Source organism: Bradyrhizobium sp. BRP20 (assembly GCF_020194215.1).
Classification (GTDB): Bacteria; Pseudomonadota; Alphaproteobacteria; order Rhizobiales; family Xanthobacteraceae; genus Bradyrhizobium; species Bradyrhizobium yuanmingense.
In genome coordinates this window covers 191,930-213,554 of record NZ_JADYVY010000004.1, presented here as the reverse complement: position 1 = coordinate 213,554, position 21,625 = coordinate 191,930, and the positions used below count along the sequence as shown (strand labels likewise).

Annotated in this window: 21 protein-coding genes; 13 read left to right on the top strand and 8 right to left on the bottom strand. The window is 65.2% G+C overall.

Annotated features, from left to right (window positions below):
* Positions 1 to 127 precede the first annotated feature (127 nt).
* The 5 genes from I6F33_RS12340 (at position 128) to I6F33_RS12320 (ending at position 5,864) form a co-directional block, all read left to right on the top strand.
* On the top strand, positions 128 to 1,633 hold the full coding sequence (locus tag I6F33_RS12340) for a M81 family metallopeptidase (protein ID WP_225142668.1): 1,506 nt from the start codon (positions 128 to 130) through the stop codon (positions 1,631 to 1,633).
* A gap of 14 nt (positions 1,634 to 1,647) precedes the next feature.
* Entirely contained in the window at positions 1,648 to 2,820 is a 1,173-nt protein-coding gene (locus tag I6F33_RS12335) for a M20 aminoacylase family protein (RefSeq protein ID WP_036015333.1), read from the top strand.
* Positions 2,813 to 4,228 (top strand): amidase, encoded by a 1,416-nt coding sequence (locus tag I6F33_RS12330; protein WP_225142666.1) that lies wholly within the window; start codon positions 2,813 to 2,815, stop codon positions 4,226 to 4,228. Before I6F33_RS12335 ends, I6F33_RS12330 begins: the two co-directional genes overlap by 8 nt.
* 161 nt (positions 4,229 to 4,389) lie before the next feature.
* Positions 4,390 to 5,280 (top strand): crotonase/enoyl-CoA hydratase family protein, encoded by an 891-nt coding sequence (locus tag I6F33_RS12325; RefSeq protein WP_036045899.1) that lies wholly within the window; start codon positions 4,390 to 4,392, stop codon positions 5,278 to 5,280.
* A 137-nt stretch (positions 5,281 to 5,417) separates the two neighbouring features.
* Entirely contained in the window at positions 5,418 to 5,864 is a 447-nt protein-coding gene (locus I6F33_RS12320) for a hypothetical protein (RefSeq protein ID WP_225114408.1), read from the top strand.
* On the opposite strand, the gene I6F33_RS12315 is transcribed toward I6F33_RS12320, so the two are convergent.
* The 3 genes from I6F33_RS12315 to I6F33_RS12305 all read right to left on the bottom strand — a co-directional run bounded on the left by I6F33_RS12315 (position 5,853) and on the right by I6F33_RS12305 (position 8,273).
* Positions 5,853 to 6,827: an NADPH:quinone oxidoreductase family protein gene (locus tag I6F33_RS12315; RefSeq protein WP_225142664.1), complete on the bottom strand. Its 975-nt coding sequence runs from the start codon at positions 6,825 to 6,827 to the stop codon at positions 5,853 to 5,855. The two genes, I6F33_RS12320 and I6F33_RS12315, sit on opposite strands and share 12 nt — an antisense overlap.
* Positions 6,827 to 7,435: a 2-hydroxychromene-2-carboxylate isomerase gene (locus I6F33_RS12310; RefSeq protein WP_225142662.1), complete on the bottom strand. Its 609-nt coding sequence runs from the start codon at positions 7,433 to 7,435 to the stop codon at positions 6,827 to 6,829. The genes I6F33_RS12315 and I6F33_RS12310 overlap by 1 nt, the downstream gene beginning before the upstream one ends.
* 136 nt (positions 7,436 to 7,571) lie before the next feature.
* Positions 7,572 to 8,273 (bottom strand): glutathione S-transferase N-terminal domain-containing protein, encoded by a 702-nt coding sequence (locus I6F33_RS12305; RefSeq protein WP_225142660.1) that lies wholly within the window; start codon positions 8,271 to 8,273, stop codon positions 7,572 to 7,574.
* A gap of 118 nt (positions 8,274 to 8,391) precedes the next feature.
* On the opposite strand from I6F33_RS12305, the gene I6F33_RS12300 reads away from it, so the two are divergent.
* On the top strand, positions 8,392 to 9,414 hold the full coding sequence (locus I6F33_RS12300; RefSeq protein ID WP_225142658.1) for a methionine synthase: 1,023 nt from the start codon (positions 8,392 to 8,394) through the stop codon (positions 9,412 to 9,414).
* A gap of 25 nt (positions 9,415 to 9,439) precedes the next feature.
* Here the strand turns inward: I6F33_RS12300 and I6F33_RS12295 are convergent, their stop codons facing one another.
* From I6F33_RS12295 to I6F33_RS12285, 3 genes are read right to left on the bottom strand one after another with little or no spacing between them, the layout of a single operon-like run.
* Positions 9,440 to 10,102 carry a hypothetical protein gene (locus I6F33_RS12295; RefSeq protein WP_225142656.1) on the bottom strand — a complete coding sequence of 221 codons (663 nt, stop codon included), beginning with the start codon at positions 10,100 to 10,102 and terminating at the stop codon, positions 9,440 to 9,442.
* Between the two features lie 23 nt (positions 10,103 to 10,125).
* Positions 10,126 to 10,653, bottom strand: a complete 528-nt coding sequence (gpt, locus tag I6F33_RS12290; RefSeq protein WP_036015348.1) for a xanthine phosphoribosyltransferase — start codon at positions 10,651 to 10,653, stop codon at positions 10,126 to 10,128.
* A 36-nt stretch (positions 10,654 to 10,689) separates the two neighbouring features.
* Positions 10,690 to 11,427 carry a molybdopterin-binding protein gene (locus tag I6F33_RS12285; protein ID WP_036046217.1) on the bottom strand — a complete coding sequence of 246 codons (738 nt, stop codon included), beginning with the start codon at positions 11,425 to 11,427 and terminating at the stop codon, positions 10,690 to 10,692.
* A gap of 278 nt (positions 11,428 to 11,705) precedes the next feature.
* Between I6F33_RS12285 and I6F33_RS12280 the strand changes: the two genes are divergently transcribed.
* The 6 genes from I6F33_RS12280 to I6F33_RS12255 all read left to right on the top strand — a co-directional run bounded on the left by I6F33_RS12280 (position 11,706) and on the right by I6F33_RS12255 (position 17,329).
* A complete protein-coding gene (locus tag I6F33_RS12280) occupies positions 11,706 to 13,124 on the top strand; it encodes a circularly permuted type 2 ATP-grasp protein (RefSeq protein ID WP_036015353.1) in 1,419 nt (472 codons plus the stop codon).
* A gap of 4 nt (positions 13,125 to 13,128) precedes the next feature.
* Positions 13,129 to 14,073 carry an alpha-E domain-containing protein gene (locus I6F33_RS12275; protein ID WP_036015356.1) on the top strand — a complete coding sequence of 315 codons (945 nt, stop codon included), beginning with the start codon at positions 13,129 to 13,131 and terminating at the stop codon, positions 14,071 to 14,073.
* Between the two features lie 197 nt (positions 14,074 to 14,270).
* Positions 14,271 to 15,119 (top strand): transglutaminase family protein, encoded by an 849-nt coding sequence (locus tag I6F33_RS12270; protein WP_036015358.1) that lies wholly within the window; start codon positions 14,271 to 14,273, stop codon positions 15,117 to 15,119.
* Positions 15,120 to 15,185: 66 nt separating this feature from the next.
* On the top strand, positions 15,186 to 15,593 hold the full coding sequence (locus I6F33_RS12265) for a carboxymuconolactone decarboxylase family protein (protein ID WP_225142654.1): 408 nt from the start codon (positions 15,186 to 15,188) through the stop codon (positions 15,591 to 15,593).
* Positions 15,594 to 15,785: 192 nt separating this feature from the next.
* On the top strand, positions 15,786 to 16,544 hold the full coding sequence (locus tag I6F33_RS12260; protein WP_036046219.1) for a proteasome-type protease: 759 nt from the start codon (positions 15,786 to 15,788) through the stop codon (positions 16,542 to 16,544).
* A gap of 26 nt (positions 16,545 to 16,570) precedes the next feature.
* Complete coding sequence (locus tag I6F33_RS12255) at positions 16,571 to 17,329, top strand: SDR family oxidoreductase (protein WP_036029803.1); 759 nt, start codon at positions 16,571 to 16,573, stop codon at positions 17,327 to 17,329.
* Positions 17,330 to 17,569: 240 nt separating this feature from the next.
* On the opposite strand, the gene I6F33_RS12250 is transcribed toward I6F33_RS12255, so the two are convergent.
* Positions 17,570 to 18,808: an MFS transporter gene (locus I6F33_RS12250; protein ID WP_225142886.1), complete on the bottom strand. Its 1,239-nt coding sequence runs from the start codon at positions 18,806 to 18,808 to the stop codon at positions 17,570 to 17,572.
* A 159-nt stretch (positions 18,809 to 18,967) separates the two neighbouring features.
* Here I6F33_RS12250 and I6F33_RS12245 point away from each other — a divergent pair, with 159 nt between their 5' ends.
* The gene (locus I6F33_RS12245; protein ID WP_225142652.1) at positions 18,968 to 20,218 is read left to right on the top strand and encodes a NupC/NupG family nucleoside CNT transporter; all 1,251 of its coding nucleotides are present in this window, start codon (positions 18,968 to 18,970) and stop codon (positions 20,216 to 20,218) included.
* Positions 20,219 to 20,338: 120 nt separating this feature from the next.
* On the opposite strand, the gene I6F33_RS12240 is transcribed toward I6F33_RS12245, so the two are convergent.
* Entirely contained in the window at positions 20,339 to 21,538 is a 1,200-nt protein-coding gene (locus I6F33_RS12240; RefSeq protein ID WP_225142650.1) for a rhomboid family intramembrane serine protease, read from the bottom strand.
* Positions 21,539 to 21,625: the final 87 nt, after the last annotated feature.

Below are 21,625 nucleotides of genomic sequence, written 5' to 3'. Positions count from 1 at the left end.
CGGCGGAGTATGGGGCGCAGCATTCCCAAATCGTCTTGACCCTATGCACGTCGCGAGTGCTTCCTCACCTTGCCCTCCTCGCAAGGGCAAGGCTAACGTCGCGCACTTTCAATTGGGACTGAACTGAATGACACGCATCGCCGTCGGCGGCTTCCTGCACGAGACCAACACCTTCGCTCCGACGAAGGCGACATTCGCGGACTTCCAGCATGGCGGCGGCTGGCCGGCGATGACTGAAGGTGCCGACGTGTTTAAGGTGATGCGCCGCATCAATGTCGGGCTCGCCGGTTTCGTCGACAGCGCCGAGGCGAACCGCTGGGAACTCATTCCGACCATCGCCTGCGGCGCGAGCCCGTCGGCGCATGTCACCGAAGACGCATTCGAGCGCATCGTGAAGGTCATGGTCGACGGCATCGCCGCCGCCGGCCCGATCGACGCCGTCTATCTCGACCTGCACGGCGCGATGGTGACCGAGCATCTCGACGACGGCGAAGGCGAGATCTTGGCGCGCGTGCGCCGCGTCATCGGTAAGGATGTTCCGCTGGTCACCAGCCTCGATCTCCACGCCAACGTCACGCCCGAGATGATGGAGCATGCCGACGCGCTGATCGCCTACCGCACCTATCCGCATGTCGACATGGCCGAGACCGGCCGCGCCTGCGCGCGCCATCTCGCGCTGCTGCTGAAGACGAAGCAGCGCTTCGCAAAGGCCTTCCGGCAATTGCCATTCCTGATCCCGATCAGCTGGCAATGCACCAACGACCAGCCCACCAAAGGCATCTACGAAAGACTCGCCGCGCTGGAGAGCGATGCCGTTCCCACCCTCTCTTTCGCGCCCGGCTTTCCCGCCGCCGATTTCCGCGACTGCGGCCCCAGCGTGTTCGCCTACGGCAAGACGCAACACGACGCCGATCGTGCGGCCGACGCGCTTCTGAAGCTGATCGAAAGCCACGAGAACGATTTCGACGGCAAGATCTGGACGCCTGACGACGGCGTGCGCCACGCCATGGAACTTGCCAAGGGCGCGCGCAAGCCGATCATCATCGCCGACACCCAGGACAATCCGGGCGCCGGCGGCGATTCCGACACCACGGGCATGCTGCGCGCGCTGGTGCGCAACAAGGCGAGTGCCGCAACCGGCGCGATCTACGATCCGGAATCGGCCAAGGCCGCGCACGCAGCCGGCGTCGGCGCCACCGTGACGCTGTCGCTCGGCGGCAAGTCCGGCATCCCCGGCGACGAGCCCTATCGCGAGACCTTCGTGGTCGAGCAGCTCTCGGACGGCCGCTTCATCGCGCCCGGTCCCTATTACGGCGGCCGCGAGATGGAGATGGGCCCGTCCGCAGCCTTGCGCATCGGCGATGTCCGCATCGTCGTCTCTTCGCACAAGGCCCAGCTCGCCGACCAGGCGATGTACCGCTATGTCGGCATCGAGCCGACCGAACAGAAAATCCTGGTCAACAAGAGCTCGGTGCATTTCCGCGCCGATTTCGAGCCGATCGCCGAGAAGCTGATGATCTGTGCCGCGCCCGGTGCGATGCCGGCCGACACCGCTTCGCTACCCTGGACGCGCCTGCGCCCGGGCATCCGCATCAAGCCGAACGGCCCCGTATTCACGCCTCCCTCACGCTAACCGGACAGGACCACATGCCCACGATCGATCGCATCGACGGCTACGCCGACGAACTCACCGCAATCAGGCGCGACCTCCACGCCCATCCCGAGATCGGCTTCGAGGAAGTGCGCACCTCCGGCATCGTCGCCGACAAGCTGAAGAGCTGGGGCATCGAAGTGCATCGCGGCCTCGGCGGCACCGGCGTGATCGGCGTCATCAAGGGCAAGGGCACCGGCAGCAAGCGCATCGGGCTGCGCGCCGACATGGACGCGCTGCCGATGGAAGAGAACACCAATCTGAAGTGGAGCTCGAAGATCCCCGGCCGCTTCCACGGCTGCGGCCATGACGGCCACACCACCATGCTGCTCGGCACCGCGCGCTATCTCGCCGAGACCCGGAATTTCGACGGCACCGTGCACCTGATCTTCCAGCCGGCCGAGGAAGGCCTCGGCGGCGCCCGCGCCATGATCAAGGACGGGCTGTTCGAGAAATTTCCCTGCGACGAGCTCTACGGCCTGCACAACGCGCCCGACCTCAACCATGGCGAGATCGCGATCCTGCCGGGCCCGGCCATGGCCAGTGCCGACTTCTTCGACCTGCGCATCACCGGCTACGGCGCGCATGGCGCGATGCCCGAGCGCTCCAAGGACGCGGTTGTCATTGCGACCACACTGGCGCAGGCGATCCAGACCATCGTCAGCCGCAACGTCGACCCGCTGCAGGCCGCGGTGATCTCGATCACCCAGATCCATGCCGGCTCCGCCTACAACGTCATTCCGGGCGATGCGCATCTGTGCGGCACCATCCGCACCTTCTCCAACGAGGTCCGCGCCCTGATCGCCGAGCGCATCCGCACCATCTGCGCCGGCATCGCCGCCGCCTATCAGTGCACGATCGAAGCCGACATCCGCGACACGTTCGGCGTTCTGGTCAACCAGGTCGAGCAGTCCAAGGTGGTCGAGGAGGTCGCGCGCACCATCGTCGATCCCGCCAACGTGATCACCCGCATCCAGCCGAAGATGGGCAGCGAGGATTTCGCCGACATGCTGGAGACGATTCCCGGCGCTTACTTCTGGGTCGGCCATGACGGCTCGGTGCCCGTGCACAATCCCGGCTTCGTGCTCGACGACAAGATCCTGCCGATCGGTGCCAGCATGTTCGCCCGCATCGTCGAGACGCGCATGCCGGTGGGTGGCAATGCATAAAAAGAGCGTCGAGGCGGTCACCTCGCTGCACGATCTGTCCGCGGTCGACCTGATCGCGGGTTATCGTGCCAAGCAGTTCTCGCCGAGCGAGGTGCTGGAGGACGTGCTCGCGCATGTCGCGGCGTGGGAACCGCATCTGAAGGCGCTCTATGCGTTCGACCCCGATGGCGCGCGCGAGGCCGCAAAGGCCTCGACCGCGCGCTGGACCGGCGGCGAGCCCTCCGGGCCGCTCGACGGCGTGCCCGTGACGGTGAAGGACAACATCGCGACCAAGGGCGTGCCGGTGCCGCTGGGGGCAGCCAGCGTCAAGCTCGTGCCGGCCGAGAAGGACGCGCCGCCCGCTGCGCGGCTGCGTGAGGCCGGCAGCATCATCTTCGCCAAGACCACCATGCCCGATTACGGCATGCTGTCCTCCGGGCTGTCCTCGTTCCATGCGCTCGCGCGCAACCCGTGGGATCTCAGCAAGAACCCGGGCGGCTCCAGCGCCGGCGCAGGCGCCGCCGCCGCGGCCGGCTACGGGCCCTTGCATCTCGGCACCGATATCGGCGGCTCGGTTCGCCTGCCCGCCGGCTGGTGCGGCCTCGTCGGCCTGAAGCCGAGTTTTGGCCGAGTGCCGATCGACCCCACCTATGTCGGCCGTGTCGCAGGCCCGATGACCCGCACGGTCGACGATTGCGCGCTGATGATGAGCGCGATCGCAAAGCCCGACCGCCGCGACGGCATGAGCCTGCCGGCCGAGCTGCTGAACTGGAAGGGGCTGGAGAAATCTCCGCGAAAACTACGCATCGGGTTGATGCTCGATCCCGGCTGCGGCCTGGCGCTGGAGAAGCCGGTGCGCGAGGTCGCAGTGAAGGCCGCGAAGGCATTCGAGTCCGCAGGCAGCGTCGTCACCGAGGTCGACGGCATCCTCACGCGCGAGATGCTCGACGGTCTCGACAATTTCTGGCGCGCGCGGATGTGGGACGATCTGTCCAAGCTGACGCCGGCCGAGCAGGCCAAGGTGCTGCCCTATATCTTCAAGTGGGGCGAGTCCGGGGCCAAGCTCTCGGGCGTCGACGTCATCCGCGGCTTCAACCAGACCATGGCGATCCGCGCGGCTGCGGCGAAGCTCTTTTGCGAGCTGGACTATGTGATCTCGCCGACCGCGCCGAACGTGAACTTTCCGGCGGAATGGGCGTCGCCGACCAACGATCCCATGAAGCCGTTCGAGCACATCGCCTATACCGTGCCGTGGAATATGTCGGAGAACCCGGCGATCTCCCTCAACGGCGGCTTCGACGCCAGGGGTTTTCCCATCGGCGTGCAGATCGTCGGCCGCCGCTTCGACGACATCGGCGTGCTCGGCATGGCCAAGGCGTTCGAAGGCCTGCGCGGCCCGCAGCGGCCCTGGCCGAAGCCGCCGGCGTAACAAACGCTCGCTCGTCATTCCGGGTTGCGCCCTCTTGGCGCAAGCCCGGAATCCACTCATCCGCATTACTGATGTGGACAAATGGATTCCGGGCCCGCGCTTCGCGCGCCCCGGAATGACGTGCTAGAGAGAGCGACAAAGAAACAGGGAAGGAAACCACCATGGCGTATGAGACGATCAAGTACGAGGTCGCCGATCAGATCCTCACCATCACGCTGAACCGGCCCGACAAGCTCAACGCCTTCAACGCGCAGATGCAAGCCGAACTGATCGACGCGTTCGACACCGCCGACAAGGATGATAACGTCCGCGCCATCATCGTCACCGGCGCCGGCCGCGGCTTTTGCGCGGGCGCCGATCTCTCCTCCGGTGCCGACACGTTCGATCGCGACGCGCGGCGCGGGCCGGTCAAGCGTTTTGCCGACGGCAAGGTCGACTATAGCGACCCGCAGGTGCGTGACGGCGGCGGCCAGGTGACGTTGCGCATCTTCAAATGCCTCAAGCCCGTGATCGCGGCGGTGAACGGCCCGGCCGTCGGCATCGGCGTCACCATGCAGCTTGCAATGGATATCCGCATCGCCTCGGAGGCTGCGCGGTTCGGCTTCGTGTTCTCCCAGCGCGGCATCGTGCCCGAGGCGGCCTCGAGCTGGTTCCTGCCGCGCATCGTCGGCATCTCGCAGGCGCTGGAATGGTGCTATTCGGGCCGTGTCTTCCCGGCGCAGGAAGCGCTTGCGGGCCGCCTCGTCAGCAAGGTCGTGGCCCCCGATGATCTGCTGCCGACCGCCCGAGCGCTCGCCAAGGAGTTTGCGGCAAAGACCGCGCCGGTGTCGGTCGCGCTGATCCGCCAGATGATGTGGCGCATGATGGGCGCCGACGATCCCATGGAAGCCCACAAGGTCGACAGCCGCGGCATCTACGCCCGCGGCCGCTCGGACGACGTCAAGGAAGGCGTGGTGTCGTTCCTGGAGAAGCGTCCCGCGCACTTCAAGAACAAGGTGTCCACCGACATGCCGGATTACTTCCCGTGGTGGACGGAGCGCGAGTACAAGTGACGAGCGCGTAGCGCGCCGTAACGCGCAACTCGGCTGTTTGATCCATGCCAAGTGCGCATGGACAGTCGGTCGACAGGCCTGCTGCATCGCAAAACCACCTTGCGCTATCGTTCGCATCGCACAGGGAAGCGATGCCGATGCAACTTTGCCTGCGAATGGCGGCTCTCGCGCCACTCGTCCTTGCCGGCTGTGCCGAGCAGGACGCCGAGTGGGCGCAGCGCGGACGAGCCAGCTTGATCGGTCTCGACCAGTCGGCGATCCGCATGTGCGCCGGCCTGCCGGCCGGAACCGCCAAGGACGGTTCGGGCGAGATCTGGATGTACGAGCACGCGGCGAGCCCTCCCGGCGGCATCGCGCCGCCCACGCTCACGCTTCCGCCCGGCCTGAATATCGGAGGCCAGGCGCCTTCGGGCTATTGTCGCGTGCAGTTGCGCTTTGCTCGCGGCAAGGTCACCGAGGTGCAATATGCCGGGAATACCGACATCGGAAATGCGCGTGACGCCGTCTGCGGCCAGATCGTGCGGACCTGCCTCGGCTACGCGCCGGGCGGCCGCGACACCGTCGCGCGGACGTCACATCAGTAGCGCGACGCGTCCGATCGCCTTGCGGTCGATCAACAACCGCATCGCCTTCGCATAGTCCTTAAGCGGCAGGCGGTGCGAGACGTTGGGGCGCAGCTTGCCCTCCTCCGCCCATTGCAAAAGCGCCTTCAGGCGGACCTCGCCGAGCGCAGGATTCTTCCGCACCGCTTCGCCGGCGCGTACGCCGAGCACGCTGGCGCCCTTGATCAGCAGGAGATTGGTCTTGGCCGAGCCGATGCCGCCGGTGAAGCCGATCACTAAGAGCCGCGCGCCCCAGGCGATGCAGCGCATCGAATCTTCGAAGACCTGGCCACCGACGGGGTCGAACACGACGTCGGCGCCGCGCCCCTCGGTGATGCGCTTGACGGCATCGCGGAACGGCTCGCGGTCGTAGCGGACGAGATGATCGGCGCCGCGCGATTTCGCGATTCTGAGCTTCTCGTCGCTGGAGGCGGTCGCGATCACGGTCGCGCCCAGCATCTTGCCGATCTCGACAGCGGCAAGGCCGACGCCACCGCCGGCGCCGTGGACCAGCAGCACCTCGCCGAGCGCGACCCGGCCGCGATCGATCAACGCGTGATAGGCCGTGCCGTGGCCGGCGAGATAGGTCGCAGCCTCCGCATAGTCGAAGGTGGACGGCATGGGAGTGAGCTGCGACGGCGTGACCACCGCTTCATCCGTGAAGGCACCAAAGCGCATCTTCACGATGACCTTGTCGCCGACGGCAACGCCGCTTGCCTCCGATGCCACCTCGGTGACGTCGCCGGCCGCTTCCATGCCCGGCGTGAACGGCAGCTCCGGCTTGAGCTGGTATTCGCCGGCGGCCATCAGCACGTCGGGGAAGTTCAGCCCGGCGGCGCGGATGGCGACGCGTACCTCGCCCGGCTTTAGCGCGCGCGACGGAAACTCCTCCAACAGCAAACGCTCGGGCGCGCCGAGCTCGCGGCAGACGACGGCGCGCACCATCAGGCCGCGCTCGCCTTGCTGCGCTGAAGCGCTTCGCGGATCAGCGGCAGGCGATCATTGCCGAAATACATGTCGCTCTTGTTCACGAAGATCGTCGGCGAGCCGAAGCCGCCGCGTGCGACGACCTCCTCGGTATTGGCCTTGAGCTGGTCCTTGATGCCCTGCTCGGCAATGCCGGCGAAGAACTTCTGTTCGTCGATGCCGACCTTTCTGCAGATCTCCGCGAGCACCGCGTCCTGCGAGATGTCCTTGTCCTCGCCCCAATAGGCCTCGAACACCGATGTCGCGAACGGCACCATGTCCTGACCGAGCCAGAGGCAGCCGCGCATCACCTTGACGCTGTTCACCGGAAACACCGTTGGCGGCATCTTCATTGCAAGGCCCGCCGAACGCGCCCAGTCGGCGAGGTCCTTCTTCATGTAGCGCGCCTTCAGCGGCACCGGCTTCTCGCGCTGGGCATAGACGCTCGGATTGACGGTGTTGAAGATGCCGCCGACCAGGATCGGCCGCCAGGTGATGTCGGCCCCGAACTCCTTGGCGAGCGGTTGGATGTTGTGGAAGGCGAGATAGGTCCAGGGGCTGGAGCAGTCGAAGAAGAATTCGATCATGGGGGTTCCTTTTTGCTGTCATTCCGGGGCGCGCCGCCTTTGGGCGCGAGCCCGGAATCCATTTCGCCTCTCGTTACGCTGCCTGATGGATTCCGGGCTCGCGACTTCGTCGCGCCCCGGAATGACGGATGTGGCACTACTTCCTTCCCAACACTTCCTTAGCTCTCTGGCCGAACATGATCTTGCGTGATTCCTCGTCGAACGGCTCTTTCACGAATTTTCCGATCGCTAGCCCCGCCTGCACCTGCGGCCTTGCTCGGACCTCGGCATACCAGCGTTTCACATTGGGATAGTCGTCGAGCGTAAAACCCTGCGCCTTGTGGGTCATGGTCCAGGGGAAGCAGGCGATGTCGGCGATGGAATAGTCGCCGGCGACATAGGCGCCAGTCCTGGCCAATTGGCGATCGAGCACGCCGTAGAGCCGCGCCGCCTCGTCGCGATAGCGCTCGATCGCGTAAGGGATCTTCTCGGCCGCATAGAGCGCGAAATGGCCGTGCTGGCCGAGCATCGGCCCGAGGCCCGCCATCTGCCACATCACCCACTGGATCGTGGTGGAGCGGCCGCGCCAATCGGCGGGCAGGAAGCGGCCGGTCTTCTCCGCGAGATAGATCAGGATCGCGCCGGTCTCGAACGCCGAGAACGGCTCGCCGCCATCAGCGGGCGCGTGATCGACGATCGCGGGAATACGGTTGTTCGGAGAGATCGCCAGGAACTCAGGATTGAACTGCTCGCCGGCGCGGATATTCACGGGGATCACCCGATAGGGAAGCCCGAGCTCCTCCAGCATGATCGAGATTTTCCAGCCGTTCGGCGTCGGCGCGTAATAGAGGTCGATCATGGGCCTTCCCTTGCGCCGTCCCTATCGCTGCCGCCAGCCAATGACGACTTTTGTTGTTCTGTACCTCGACGTTAGGACATGGCAGGAAGGGGCGCAACAATCTGCCGGGAGGGCCGCCATGCTGTTTCCAACCACGATCGCCGGCTCCTTGCCGAAGCCGGAATGGCTCGCCGAGCCGAACATGCTCTGGGCGCCCTGGAAGTCCGAAGGCGACGAGTTGCTCCGCGCCAAGCGCGATGCGACGCTGATCTGGCTGAAGCTCCAGGAGGACGCCGGCATCGACATCGTCACCGAAGGCGAGCAGGCCCGGCAGCACTTCGTGCACGGTTTCCTGGAGAAGATCGAGGGCATCGATTTCGCCCACAAGGTCGAGATGGGCATCCGGAAAGACCGCTACAAGGCGATGGTGCCGCAGGTGGTCGCGCCGCTGCGGCTGAAGGACCGCGTCCATGCCTTCGAGGCGCGCGTCGCGCGCACGCACACCAGGAAGCAGCTGAAATTCACCCTGCCCGGCCCGATGACCATCATCGACACCATTGCCGACCGCTACTATGGCGACCGGGTCAAGATGGCCTTTGCCTTCGCCGAGCTCTTGAACGAGGAAGCCAGGGCCTTGCAGGCCGACGGCGTCGATCTCGTGCAATTCGACGAGCCCGCCTTCAACGTCTACATGGACGAGGTCAACGATTGGGGCATCAAGGCGCTGGAGCGCGCCGCACAGGGCCTCGCCTGCGCCACCGCCGTGCACATCTGCTACGGCTACGGCATCAAGGCCAATACGGACTGGAAGGAGACGCTCGGCAGCCAATGGCGGCAATACGAGCAGATCTTTCCGGCCATCGACGCAAGCCCGATCCAGCAGGTCGCGATCGAGTGCCGCAATTCCAAGGTGCCGCTCGACCTGCTCGCGCTGCTGAAGAACAAGATCGTGCAGGCCGGTGTCATCGACGTCGCCAGCGACACGGTGGAGACGGCCGAGGACGTCGTGAAGGTGATCGAGGCGGTGTCGCAATTCGTGCCCAAGAGCAACATCATCGCCACCACCAATTGCGGCATGGCGCCGATGCGGCGCGAGATCGCCGAAACCAAGCTGATGGCGCTTGGCGCCGGCGCGGCGCTGGCGCGCGAGAGGCTGGGGTGATGGCGGTGATCCGCAGGTCGCTCGGCTAGTCCGGAGCGGTCGGATGCAACGCCGGTCGATATCCGGCGCTGAACGCCCGTAATGTGGATGGAGGCGTCAGCAGCATCGCACTCGACAGTTCGTGCTCGGTACGGGCATAGCCGGCTGGCGACCAAAGCAGCGGCCGGCCTTTCGTCACAAGATAGCTCTGCTCGCCCTGCTGCACCATCACACCATCGGGTAAGTCTGCGAGCGGCCCTCGCAGTGGGTGCAGGCGCTTACGGCCGTGATCCAGACGCTCCAGGTGCAGCTTTGCGTCCATCGACTTTGCGCTCACCTTGCTTGCGCCGTTTCCCCTCTCCCATGCCGCGCGAAACCGGTTGGCATCGTCACGCCGGCAGAAGAAGCATGGGCGATGTCCGGCAGCAAAGGCGGTGGCTTCGTCGAGAAAGAACAGCTCGGTCCAGCTCCGCCGCGCCATCACCGGCCGCCGCCAGCCGCGGAATTCGCACAGGCATGTGATCCAGGCCGGCGTCGACCAGCGCTTCTTCAGCAGCGTCTTCGTCGCGGGATCGTGGATGATGCCGCGATTGCCGGTGAACAGACCGCGGTGTGGGGTGGCGATGATCTCGCCGGTGGGTGTGACTCGGTTCTGGAGGGGGCGAGTGGCGAATGGCGAATGGCGAATGGGGTCGGTGTTACGCGCCATTCGCTACTCGCCATTCGCTCTGGTCACGCCGCGCCGTCGCGCAGCGGCGGGTGGTAGGACAGTGCTGTGTCCCAGGGGAAGAAGATCCAGGTGTCCTGCGACACCTCAGTTATGAAAGTGTCGACCAGCGGGCGTCCCATCGGCTTGGCGTAGACGGTGGCGAAATGCGCATCGGGCAGCATCTCGCGCACCATCCTGCCGGTCTTGCCGGTATCGACGAGGTCATCGACGATCAACAGGCCCTTGCCGGTGCCGCCGCCGAGCGTCATTGTCGCCTCGGAAATGCCCTTGAGCACCTGGAGCTCGCCCTGCTTGTTGTGGTCGTAGCTGGCGACGCAGACCGTATCGATGACGCGCACCCCTAACTCGCGCGCCACGATCGCGGCGGGCACCAGGCCACCGCGGGTGATCGCAATCACCGCATGGAACGGACCGACCTCGTTGAGCCGCCAGGTCAGCGCCCGGCAATCCCGGTGGAACTGGTCCCACGAGACGGGGAAGGCCTTGCCTGCCCGCTCCTGCGCACTCAGTTCCGGTGCTTCACCAGCCATCGCCTGTCTCCTGCAATCTCGTCCGGCAATTCCCTGCTAGCGGTTGACGTTCAATCCCGCCAGCATTTCCTTCACCGCGGCCATTGCCGCCGCGAGCTTCTCGGGATCGCGCGAGCGCACCACCAGATTGGTGTTGGGCTTCTGCTCCTCGTCCATGAAGGGATAGCTGCCGATGATGGTGTCGGGATGGGCGGCAGCGATCGCCCGCAGCGGTCCGCCGATATCGCCCTCGCGCGCATTGGCCCGGACCGAGTCCGACAGCATGCGCACGCCCGACTTCAGTTTGGGCGAGACGATGTCCATCATCGCCTGCATGATCGAGGGCACGCCGGCCATGACGATGACGTTGCCGATCTTGAAGCCGGGGGCGAGAATGGTCGCGCTCTGGATCAGCTCGGCGCCGTCGGGGATGCGGGCCATGCGTAGTCGGGCCTCGTTGAGGTCCTGCTCGCTCCAGCGCTCGCGAAAGCGGGCGACCACTTCCGGATGATGGTCGATACCGACGCCGAACGCCTTGGCCACGGCATCAGCGGTGATGTCGTCATGAGTCGGCCCGATGCCGCCCGTGGTGAAGACGTAGGTGTAGCGATGCCGCAATGCATCCAGTGCAGCGATGATATCCGGCTCGTCGTCGGAGACGATGCGGACCTCCTTCAGGTCGATGCCGATATTGGTCAGGTATTCGGCGATGAAGCCGATATTCTTGTCCTTGGTCCGGCCGGACAGGATTTCGTCTCCGATGACCAGAATGCCCGCCGTGACGATCTCGCTCATGCCTTAAGTCCCTCACCTGTGACGCCGACTTTGCCGAGGTAACGCGTTGAAGTCACGCGGTTTTGCTTCTGAAATAAGCAGTCTTCAGCCATTTTTTCAGGCACGCCGCCGGCCGTCGCCGGCAAATGCCCCCTCTCCATGCTTATCGCGCTGGCCCGGCCCTTGCTACCACATGAAAGTCATGCACTGTTGACGCATGGCCACAGGACGTTGCGGTCTCATCAAGGCCGACGCGACCTGGCGCATGGCGCAACGCCTGGGGAGACAAGTCGGGATCTATGGCAGTCGCGTTTGACGAAATGAACATTCCCGGCGGGGACCTCCGCCCCGCCTATCAGGAGCTGGCGCGCTGGCTCAAGGAGACGCCTCCCGAGGCGCTCGAATATCGCCGCCAGGAAGCTGAGCTGCTGTTTCGCCGGATCGGCATCACCTTCGCGGTCTACGGCGATTCCGAGTCCACCGAGCGCCTGATCCCCTTCGACGTGATTCCGCGGATCATGTCCGGCAAGGAATGGGCGCGGCTGGAGAAGGGCCTGAAGCAACGCGTGCGCGCGCTCAACATGTTCCTGCGCGACATCTATCACGGCCGCGACATCCTCCGCGCCGACATCGTGCCCGACGATCTGATCTTCCAGAACCCGGTGTTCCGGCCCGAGATGAACGGCCAGCAGGTGCCGCACGACGTCTACGTGCACATCGCCGGCATCGACATCGTCCGGGTCGACGCCGAGGACTTCATCGTGCTGGAGGACAACGCCCGCACGCCGTCGGGCGTGTCCTACATGCTGGAAAACCGCGAGATCATGATGCGGCTGTTTCCGGATCTGTTCGCCCGCCACCGGGTGGCGCCGGTCGAGCGCTATCCGGACGAACTGCTCGCAGCGCTCCGCTCGGTCGCGCCGCAAAGCGCCTCCGGCGAGCCGACGGTGGCGCTGCTCACCCCGGGCGTCTACAATTCGGCCTATTACGAGCACTCCTTCCTCGCCGACAAGCTCGGCATCGAGCTGGTCGAAGGCCGCGACCTCGTCGTCAAGAACAACGAAGTGTTCATGCGGACGACGGAAGGGCTGAAGCGGGTCGACGTGATCTATCGGCGCGTCGACGACGACTTCCTCGATCCCCTCACCTTCCGTCCCGATTCGGTGCTCGGCGTGCCCGGACTGATGTCGGCCTACGCGGCCGGTAACATCACGCTCGCCAACGCCGTCGGCACCGGCATCGCCGACGACAAGGCGATCTACTCCTACATGCCCGACATCGTGAAATTCTATCTCGGCGAGGAGCCGATCCTAAAGAACGTGCCGACCTGGCGCTGCCGCGAGCCAAAGGACCTCGCTTATGTGCTGGACAATCTAAGCGAGCTCGTCGTCAAGGAAGTGCACGGCTCCGGCGGCTACGGCATGCTGATCGGTCCCGCCGCGACCAAGGCGACAATCGAAGCGTTCCGCGACAAGCTCAAGCGCGAGCCGGAAGGTTTCATCGCCCAGCCGACCCTGGCGCTCTCGACCTGCCCGACCTGCACGGCGTCGGGCCTCGCTCCACGTCACGTCGATCTTCGCCCCTTCGTGCTCACGGGCAGCAAGAGCACGACCATCGTGCCGGGCGGGCTCACCCGCGTCGCGCTCAAGGAAGGCTCCCTGGTGGTGAACTCGAGCCAGGGCGGCGGCACCAAGGACACCTGGATTCTGGACGAGTAGAGAGATGCTGTCGCGTACCGCCGAAAACCTCTACTGGCTCGCCCGCTACGTCGAACGGGCCGAATATCTCGCGCGCACCATCGATGCGACGCTGCGCGTCACCGCGCTTCCCGCCGCCTATATCGGCAAGACCAATGAATGGGATTCGGCGCTGCTCACGGCCGGGGTCGCCGCTAGCTTCTATCAGGCCTATGAGGAAGCCAACGAGCACAACGTCGTCGAGTATCTCTCGTTCTCCCAGAACAACCCGTCCTCGATCCGAAACTGTATCGAAGCGGCGCGGCTGAACTCGCGCTCGGTGCGCACGGCCCTCACCAGCGAGATGTGGGACACCATCAACTCGGCCTGGATCGAGCTTCAGGCGGTGTGGAGCAAGGGCACCTCGACGCGCGAGGACCTCGCAAAATTCCTGCGCTTCGTGCAGGAGACCTCGCTGCGCTTCGACGGCTCGGCCTATCGGACCATGCTGCGCAACGACGCCTATTGGTTCTCGCGCATGGGCGTGCACCTGGAGCGCGCCGACAACACCGCGCGCATCCTCGACGTGAAGTATCACGTGCTGCTGCCCGAGGAGGAGCATGTCGGCGGGCCTCTCGACTTCTACCAGTGGAGCTCGATCCTGCGTTCGGTCTCGGCGCTGACGGCCTATCACTGGGTCTATCGCGAGACGCTGAAGCCCTGGCTGATCGCGGACCTGTTGATCCTCAACGACACGCTGCCGCGCTCGCTCGCCAGCTGCTACGGCAATCTCGTGCGCAATCTCGACCAGATCGGCGTCGCCTATGGCCGCCAGGGCCCGGCCCAGCGCCACGCCCGCGGCATCCGCAACCGGCTGGAACACAGCAACATGAACGACATTTTCCAGCATGGCGTGCATGAATTCATTCAGGAATTCATCGCGGACAATTCCAGGCTGGGCGAAATCATCACGAAGCAGTATTTGATCTAATGTCGCTCGACTGACGACAGGGGATATTGTCATGGCCTGGCAAAAGCGCGAAGCGCGTCTTCGCGCTAGATGTGCCGGCCATCCACGTTCTTGCTTTTGCGCGACGAGGAAGAACGTGGATGCCCCGGGACAAGCCCGGGCATGACGAGCTTCTTTGCGACGGCAGTCACGCCTTACAACAAACGACACGGTCCACCATGCGCCTGCGAATCCAGCACACCACGACCTATCGCTACGAGCCGCCGGCCACCAGCGTGATCCAGATCCTGCGCATGACGCCGGGCAGCCATGACGGGCAATACGTCGCGGAATGGCAGATCGACGTCTCCACCGACACCAAGCTCGACATGCATGAGGACGCGTTCGGCAACGTCACCCACGTGCTGTCCTGCGGGCCCGTCGGCGACATCCAGATCATTGCCGAAGGGCTGATCGAGACCCACGACACCGGCGGCGTGCTGCGTGGCAGCGATGAGCGCTTTCCCCCCGGCATGTTCCTGCGCGTCACCGACCTCACCTCGGTCAATCCGGCGATGACGGCGGTCGCGCGGCAGTTGCGCAGCGAGGCCGAGAGCGACACGCTGGGCTTCCTGCACACGCTGATGACGCAGGTGACCGATCACATGACGTTCGACGAGGACCCCACCAACAGCGGCACGTCCGCAGCGGAGGCGTTCACGCTCAAGCGCGGGGTCTGCCAGGACTACGCGCACATCTTCATCGCCTGCGCCCGCGCCGGCGGCGTGCCGGCGCGCTTCGTCTCCGGACATTTCCTGCGTGCGGACGACACGGTGCACCAGGACGCCGGCCATGCCTGGGCAGAGGCTTACGTGCCCGATCTCGGCTGGGTCGGCTTCGATCCCGCCAACAGCATCTGCGCCACCGACGCGCATGTCCGCCTCGCGATCGGGCTCGACTATCTCGGCGCGGCCCCGGTGCGCGGCACGCGCTACGGCGGCGGCACGGAAACGCTGACGGTGGCGGTGAAGGTCGAACAGGCCGGCCGCGGCGGGCAGTCGCAATCGCAATCCCAGCGGCAGAGCTAGGAGCCGCCAGCCGAACACATTCGGCGTGCTACAATCGCGGGATCGGATCAGACCCGCGAGGTAGCCATGGCGACTGTGAAATTACTTTCGGATGATGAACTCTCGGCCGAAGCGCGCGCCGTTTTCGACGATATCCGCAAGGTGCGGAAATCGGACTTCGTCAACAATTTCTGGCGCGCGCTGGCCCATGATTCGAAGACGCTGCGGCGGACCTGGGAGAGCATCAAGGAGGTGATGGCTCCCGGCGCGCTCGATCCCAAGGTCAAGGAAATGCTCTACGTCGCCGTCTCGATCGCGCATGGCTGCAGCTACTGCATCCATTCGCACACGGCCGCGGCACGGGCCAAGGGCATGAGCGAGGCCGAATATGGGGAGCTGCTCGCCATCGTCGGCATGGCCGCGGAGACCAACCGGCTGGTGACGGCGCTCGGCGTGCCGGTCGATGAGGCGTTTCTGGTGAATGCCGCGGACTAAATTGCCGTCTCGCACCGTCATTCCGGGGCGCGCGTCGCGCGAACCCGGAATCCATCTGGCCGCAGAGTTGGTGGAGGAATGGATTCCGGGCTCGCGACTTCGTCGCGCCCCGGAATGACGGACCCAATCGGGGGTTGGAGTGGCCCTTGAAATTGGCTAGTAATTCCGCGCAAACGCGTTCGGGGACCGGAAATGACCTATTGCTGCGGAATCCTGGTTCGGGACGGTCTGGTGATGATCGCCGATACCCGCACCAATGCCGGCCTCGACAATGTCTCGACCTTCCGCAAGCTGCACATCTTCTCCAAGCCCGGCGAGCGCATCATGGCGATCGCCAGTGCCGGCAACCTCGCCATCAGCCAGTCGGTGCTGTCGACGCTGACCGAGGGCCTCGAAGATCCCAATACGGGCGAGATCGAGACGCTGATGAACGCACCGACCATGTTCCAGGCCGCCCAGCGCATCGGCCGGGCGATCCGGGCGGTGCATGCCACCGAAGGGCCGGCGCTGAAATCCGAGGACGTGTCCTTCGACGTCTCCTTCCTGTTCGGCGGCCAGATCAAGGGCGCGCGGATGCGCCTGTTCATGGTCTACACCGCCGGCAATTTCATCGAGTGCACCACCGACACGCCCTACCTGCAGATCGGCGAGCACAAATACGGCAAGCCGGTGCTCGACCGCGCCATGCATTACGACGTCGAGCTCTATGAGGCGCTGAAGACCGGCCTGATCTCGATGGACTCGACGATGCGCTCGAATCTCGGCGTCGGCCTGCCGATCGACGTGCTGGTGGTGCGCAACGAAGCCTGCGAGGCCGATCTCAACCATCGCATCGAGGCAGGCGAGCCCTATTTCCACGACCTGCGCTCGCGCTGGTCGGCGGCCTTGCGCGCGGCGCATCAGAACATTCCGCGCCCGCCCTACAAGAACGACAAAGAACCCAAAACCTGACAGCAGAAGAGAAAAGGCAGGAAACGATGAGTGAAGCGAAAAAGATCGCATTGGTGACGGGCGCCGGCACCGGCGTCGGGCGCGCGGCGTCGCTGGCGCTGATGAACACCGGCTTCACCGTGGTGCTCACAGGCCGCCGGCTCGACATGCTCGAGGAGACGGCAAAGCTCGGTCCCGCGGGAAAAAGCCTCTGCGTCACCGCCGACATGACCAAGCCGGACTCCATCGCCGCGCTGTTCGACAAGGTGAAGGCGACCTACGGCCGGCTCGACGTGCTCTTCAACAATGCCGGCATGGGCGCGCCGGCCGTCAACTTCGAGGATCTCAGCCTCGAGCAATGGCAGGCCGTGGTGAACACCAACCTCACCGGCCCGTTCCTGTGCACCCAGCACGCCTTCCGCATCATGAAGGATCAGACCCCGCGCGGCGGCCGCATCATCAACAACGGCTCGATCTCGGCGCACGCGCCGCGGCCATTCTCGGCGGCCTACACCTCGACCAAGCACGCCATCACCGGCCTCACCAAGGCCAGCAATCTCGACGGCCGCATGTACGACATCGCCGTCGGCCAGGTCGACATCGGCAATGCCGCAACCCCGATGACCGACCGCATGGTCAACGGCCCCGGCGTGCTGCAGCCCGACGGCACCACCAAGCACGAGCCGCGCATGGACGCGAAAGCAGTCGGCGATGCCGTGGCCTACATGGCCAGCCTGCCGCTCGATGCCAACGTGCTGACCATGACGGTGATGGCGACCAAGATGCCGTTCGTCGGGCGGGGCTGAACAAAAAGCGCGAAAACAACCCCATGCACAGTAGGCGTCAAGAGGCGCCTGCTGCTGCCGGGCTGCGGGCGTGACGCGAGTTAAGTCCCCACGCCATCTCAACAATCGTCATTGCGAGCGCAGCGAAGCAATCCAGGCTGCCGCCGCGGTGAGATTCTGGATTGCTTCGCCGCATCAGCGCAAAATTGCTACGCAATTTTGTCGCGGGCTCCTCGCAATGACGTTGAGAGAGCGGAGCGCCTACTCCAGGCTCTCCACCTTGCGCAGGGCTGGAAACAGCTTCATCCAGAGCAGCGCCACTGCGACGGTGGCGACGCCGCCGAGCACAGCGGCGGGCATGGCGCCGAGCAGCGCGGCTGCCACTCCACTCTCGAACTGGCCGAGCTGGTTCGAGGCGTTGATGAACAGGAAGTTCACCGCGCCGACGCGGCCGCGCATCTCGTCGGGTGTCGACAGCTGCACCAGCGAGAAGCGGATCACGAGGCTGATCGTGTCGGCCGCACCGAGGATTGCAAGCGACAGCACTGAAAGCCACATCCAGGACGACAGCGCGAACACGATGGTGGCGAGGCCGAACACGATCACGGCCTGGAACATGCGAAGGCCCACATGCCGGGAGATCGCGTGGCGCGCCAGCACCATGGTCATCAGCAAGGCACCGACCGCAGGCGCGGCGCGCAGCACGCCTAACCCGACCGGGCCGGTCTGGAGGATGTCGCGGGCATAGATCGGCAGCAGCGCCGTGACGCCGCCGAACAGCACGGCGAACAGATCGAGCGAGATGGTGCCGAGGATCGCCGGGTTGCTGCGAATGAAGCGGACGCCGGCGAAGATGTTGTCCGAGTCCATCCCCTCCCTCGCGATCGCCTGCGGGCGCGGCCGGATGAAGCCGGTCAAGATCATCCCCAAGACCCAGAACAGGACCATCACGGCATAGGCAAGGTGCGGGGCGACCGCATAGGCGATGCCGCCGAGCGCAGGTCCCGTGATGGTCGCGACCTGCGCCGCCCCACTGGAGACGGCAGTGGCGCGCTGGAGCGAGCCCTGCGGCGCGATCAGCGGCAGCAGCGCCGCCGTGGTCGGGCTCTCGAACGCGCCGGCGATTCCGAGCAGGAAAGTCGCGATGAAGATCTGCACTTCGCTGACCGCGCCGAGATAGGTGATGGCCCCGAGATAGAGCGCGGTCGCGGCCTCCACCAGCTGGCAGAGCTGGACGACGCGCTTGCGCTCGTAGCGATCGGCGGCGTGGCCGGCGACGAACACCAGAAGCGCGGTGGGCAGGAACTGGACGAGACCAACCATCCCGAGGTCGAACGCCGAGCCGGTGAGATCGTAGATCTGCCAGCCGATCGCGACGGCCGCGATCTGGCTGGAGAAGCGCGACAGGCTGCGCGAGAGCAGGAAGAACAGGAAAGCGGGATGGCGGAGGAGCTCACCGGCGGTGACCTGTCGATGTCCTGATATTGGCTGCTCTGGCATCGCCTCTTCGGTCACGCTCGGACCGCTCTTTCCCTCGATATCGAAGGCCTCCCGCGTGGCCGAGGTGGCCCCGCTTGTCAACACTGGTCGTTCCCGGCTGCTCCCGGCATTGCCTTTGCAGCGCAGGCACGGCCATAATCATCGAGGGTTTGGGACATCATGCTGCGCCTGCAATCTGCACTCGGCATTTTCGCATTGCTGCTGATCGCCTTCGCGCTGGCGGAGAATCGGCGCGCGGTGTCGCTGCGCCAGGCGGCGATCGGCCTCGCCGCGACCTTCATCACCGCCCTCGTGCTGCTGAAGCTGCCGGTCGTCGCTCATGCCTTCGGCGCCATCAACGAGGCGGTCGGCGCGATCTCGGCGGCCTCGCGGGCCGGCTCCGCCTTCGTGTTCGGCTATATCGGCGGCGGACCCCTGCCCTTCGACCTGAAGGCGCCAGGCGCGGACTTCATCCTGGCGTTCCAGGCACTGCCGATCGTGCTGGTCATGAGCGTGCTCACGACGCTGCTGTTCTATTGGCGCGTGCTGCCACCGATCGTCCGCGGCATGGCCTGGCTCTTGGAGCGCACGCTGGGCGTCGGTGGCGCCGTCGGGCTCTCGACCGCTGCCAACATCTTCCTCGGCATGGTCGAGGCGCCGCTGTTCGTGCGGCCGTATCTGGCACAGATGACGCGCAGCGAGTTGTTCCTGGTCATGACCGGCGGCATGGCCGGCATCGCCGGCACCGTGCTGGTGCTCTATGCGACGCTGCTGGCGCCGCTCATTCCCGACGCCGCCGCGCATTTCGTCATCGCCTCGGTGCTCGGCGCGCCGGCGGCGATCCTGGTCAGCCTGATCATGGTCCCTGAAACCTCCGACAAGCGCACCGGCGGCGCGCTGGAGGATCCGCAAATGGAGGTCGCCAGCACGATGGACGCGATCGTGAAAGGCACCAGCGCGGGCATCGAGCTGCTGATCAACATCGTCGCGATGCTGCTGGTGCTGGTGGCGCTGGTCTATCTCGTCAACGCAATCCTCGGCCTGCTCCCGCACGTCGGCGGCGCCGCGATCTCGCTGCAGCGGCTGCTCGGCCTCGTCATGGCGCCGGTGTGCTGGCTGATGGGGCTGCCGTGGGATCAAGCGATCACCGCCGGCAGCCTGATGGGCACCAAGACCGTGCTGAACGAATTGATCGCCTATGTCGACTTCTCGAAGCTGCCGCCCGACACGCTCGATCCGCGCTCGCGCCTGATCATGCTCTATGCGATGTGCGGCTTCGCCAATTTCGCCAGCCTCGGCATCATGATCGGCGGCTTAGGGGTGATGGCACCGGAGCGGCGCGAGGAGATCAACGCGCTGGGTCTGAAGTCGATCGTGTCGGGGACGCTGACGACGTGTCTGATGGGAGCGGTGGTGGGGGTGCTGGCGTAGGCTCTCTTTCCACGCGTCATTGCGAGCGAAGCGAAGCAATCCAGACATGCGTCCGCGGAGACAGTCTGGATTGCTTCGTCGCAAGAGCTCCTCGCAATGACGGCGGCGAGAATCTTTGCATCAACCGCACAATTTCGACTTCTGCAGGATGCGACGCACCTCGGGCATCTTGGCACGGCATGGCTCGGCCGCCATGGCCTTCGCCTCGCTGGTTCGCCCCTGCACCCACAGCAACACCGCCATCAAGCCCTGCGCCCCGGAGCGCACCGGCCCACCCGCCACGTCCGAAGCTGCGAGCGACATGGCGGTTTGCGCTTCCCTCTCGGCGGCATTGATATCCGCTTGTTCCAGGAAGAAGACAGCACGGTAGACGTGAGCCCGCGCGTCTTTCGGGTAGCGGCTAACGAGATCGAGCGACCGGCTGGCCATCTCGTCGCCCTTCATCGGCACTTCCGAGGCGCGGATATAGTGCGCGGCATCGGCCATGTAGGCCGAATAATGCGCGGCGGCGAAGCCGGCGCAGATGAGAGATCCGATGGATCCTGCCAGCAAGGTCATGCTCGCGCTCCGCGGCAGGCTGTCATAGGACCGGAAGGCGAGCCACGGCGTGACGGCGAGCGCGGCGCCGGCCACCGCACCGCCTGCGTGGGCGTAATAGTTGACGTTGCCGGAAGCGCCAAAGGCCATTGGCAGCAGTGCGGGAACACCGAAGAACAGCGACGTCTTCAGCCTCGATATGGTCTGATCGGCGTCCGCTTCGGGATCGAAGCTCGCCACGAACAGCGCGGCGATCAGCCCGGTGATGGCGCCGGACGCACCGACGCCGACCGTGCCGGGACCGTTGCCCAGCAGCGAGCCGGCCTCTCCGGCCAATGCACTGGCAACGAAGATCAAAGCAAACCAGCCGCGGCCGATCAGCGACTCCAGCCTGACGCCGACGATGAACAGCGCCACGCAGTTGCTCACGAGGTGCCACCCGCTGCCATGCAGAAGCGGCGCAAGGCCGATTCGCCACCACTCTCCCCTCCCGACGACGAGATCGTAGCCGGACGCCCCCTGAGCGATCAGCGAGCGGACATCGAGATCGCCGTCCCGCGCGATGTCGATGGCGAGACTACGCTGCAGAACGAAGATCAGGAGCAGACCGAAGATCAGGCCGATGGTGAGGAAGGGGATGTCGGCCAGAAGCTTGTTGTCGGCAAAAAGCGTCTCCTCGCTGGAAGAGGGCTTCTCTATGGCGATCGGCGCGGCGGCGGCTTGAAACGATGCTCTTGGAGCTGGCGCTACGGTGCCGCGTCGGCCAAAAGTGTTGGTCGCCATGAAAGCATTTCCCGCGTTGACACAGCCTTGAGCTGACGCGAGAGGTATTTTCGACTGGTTAGCACCAGGCTTGCGGGGCGGCCGAAA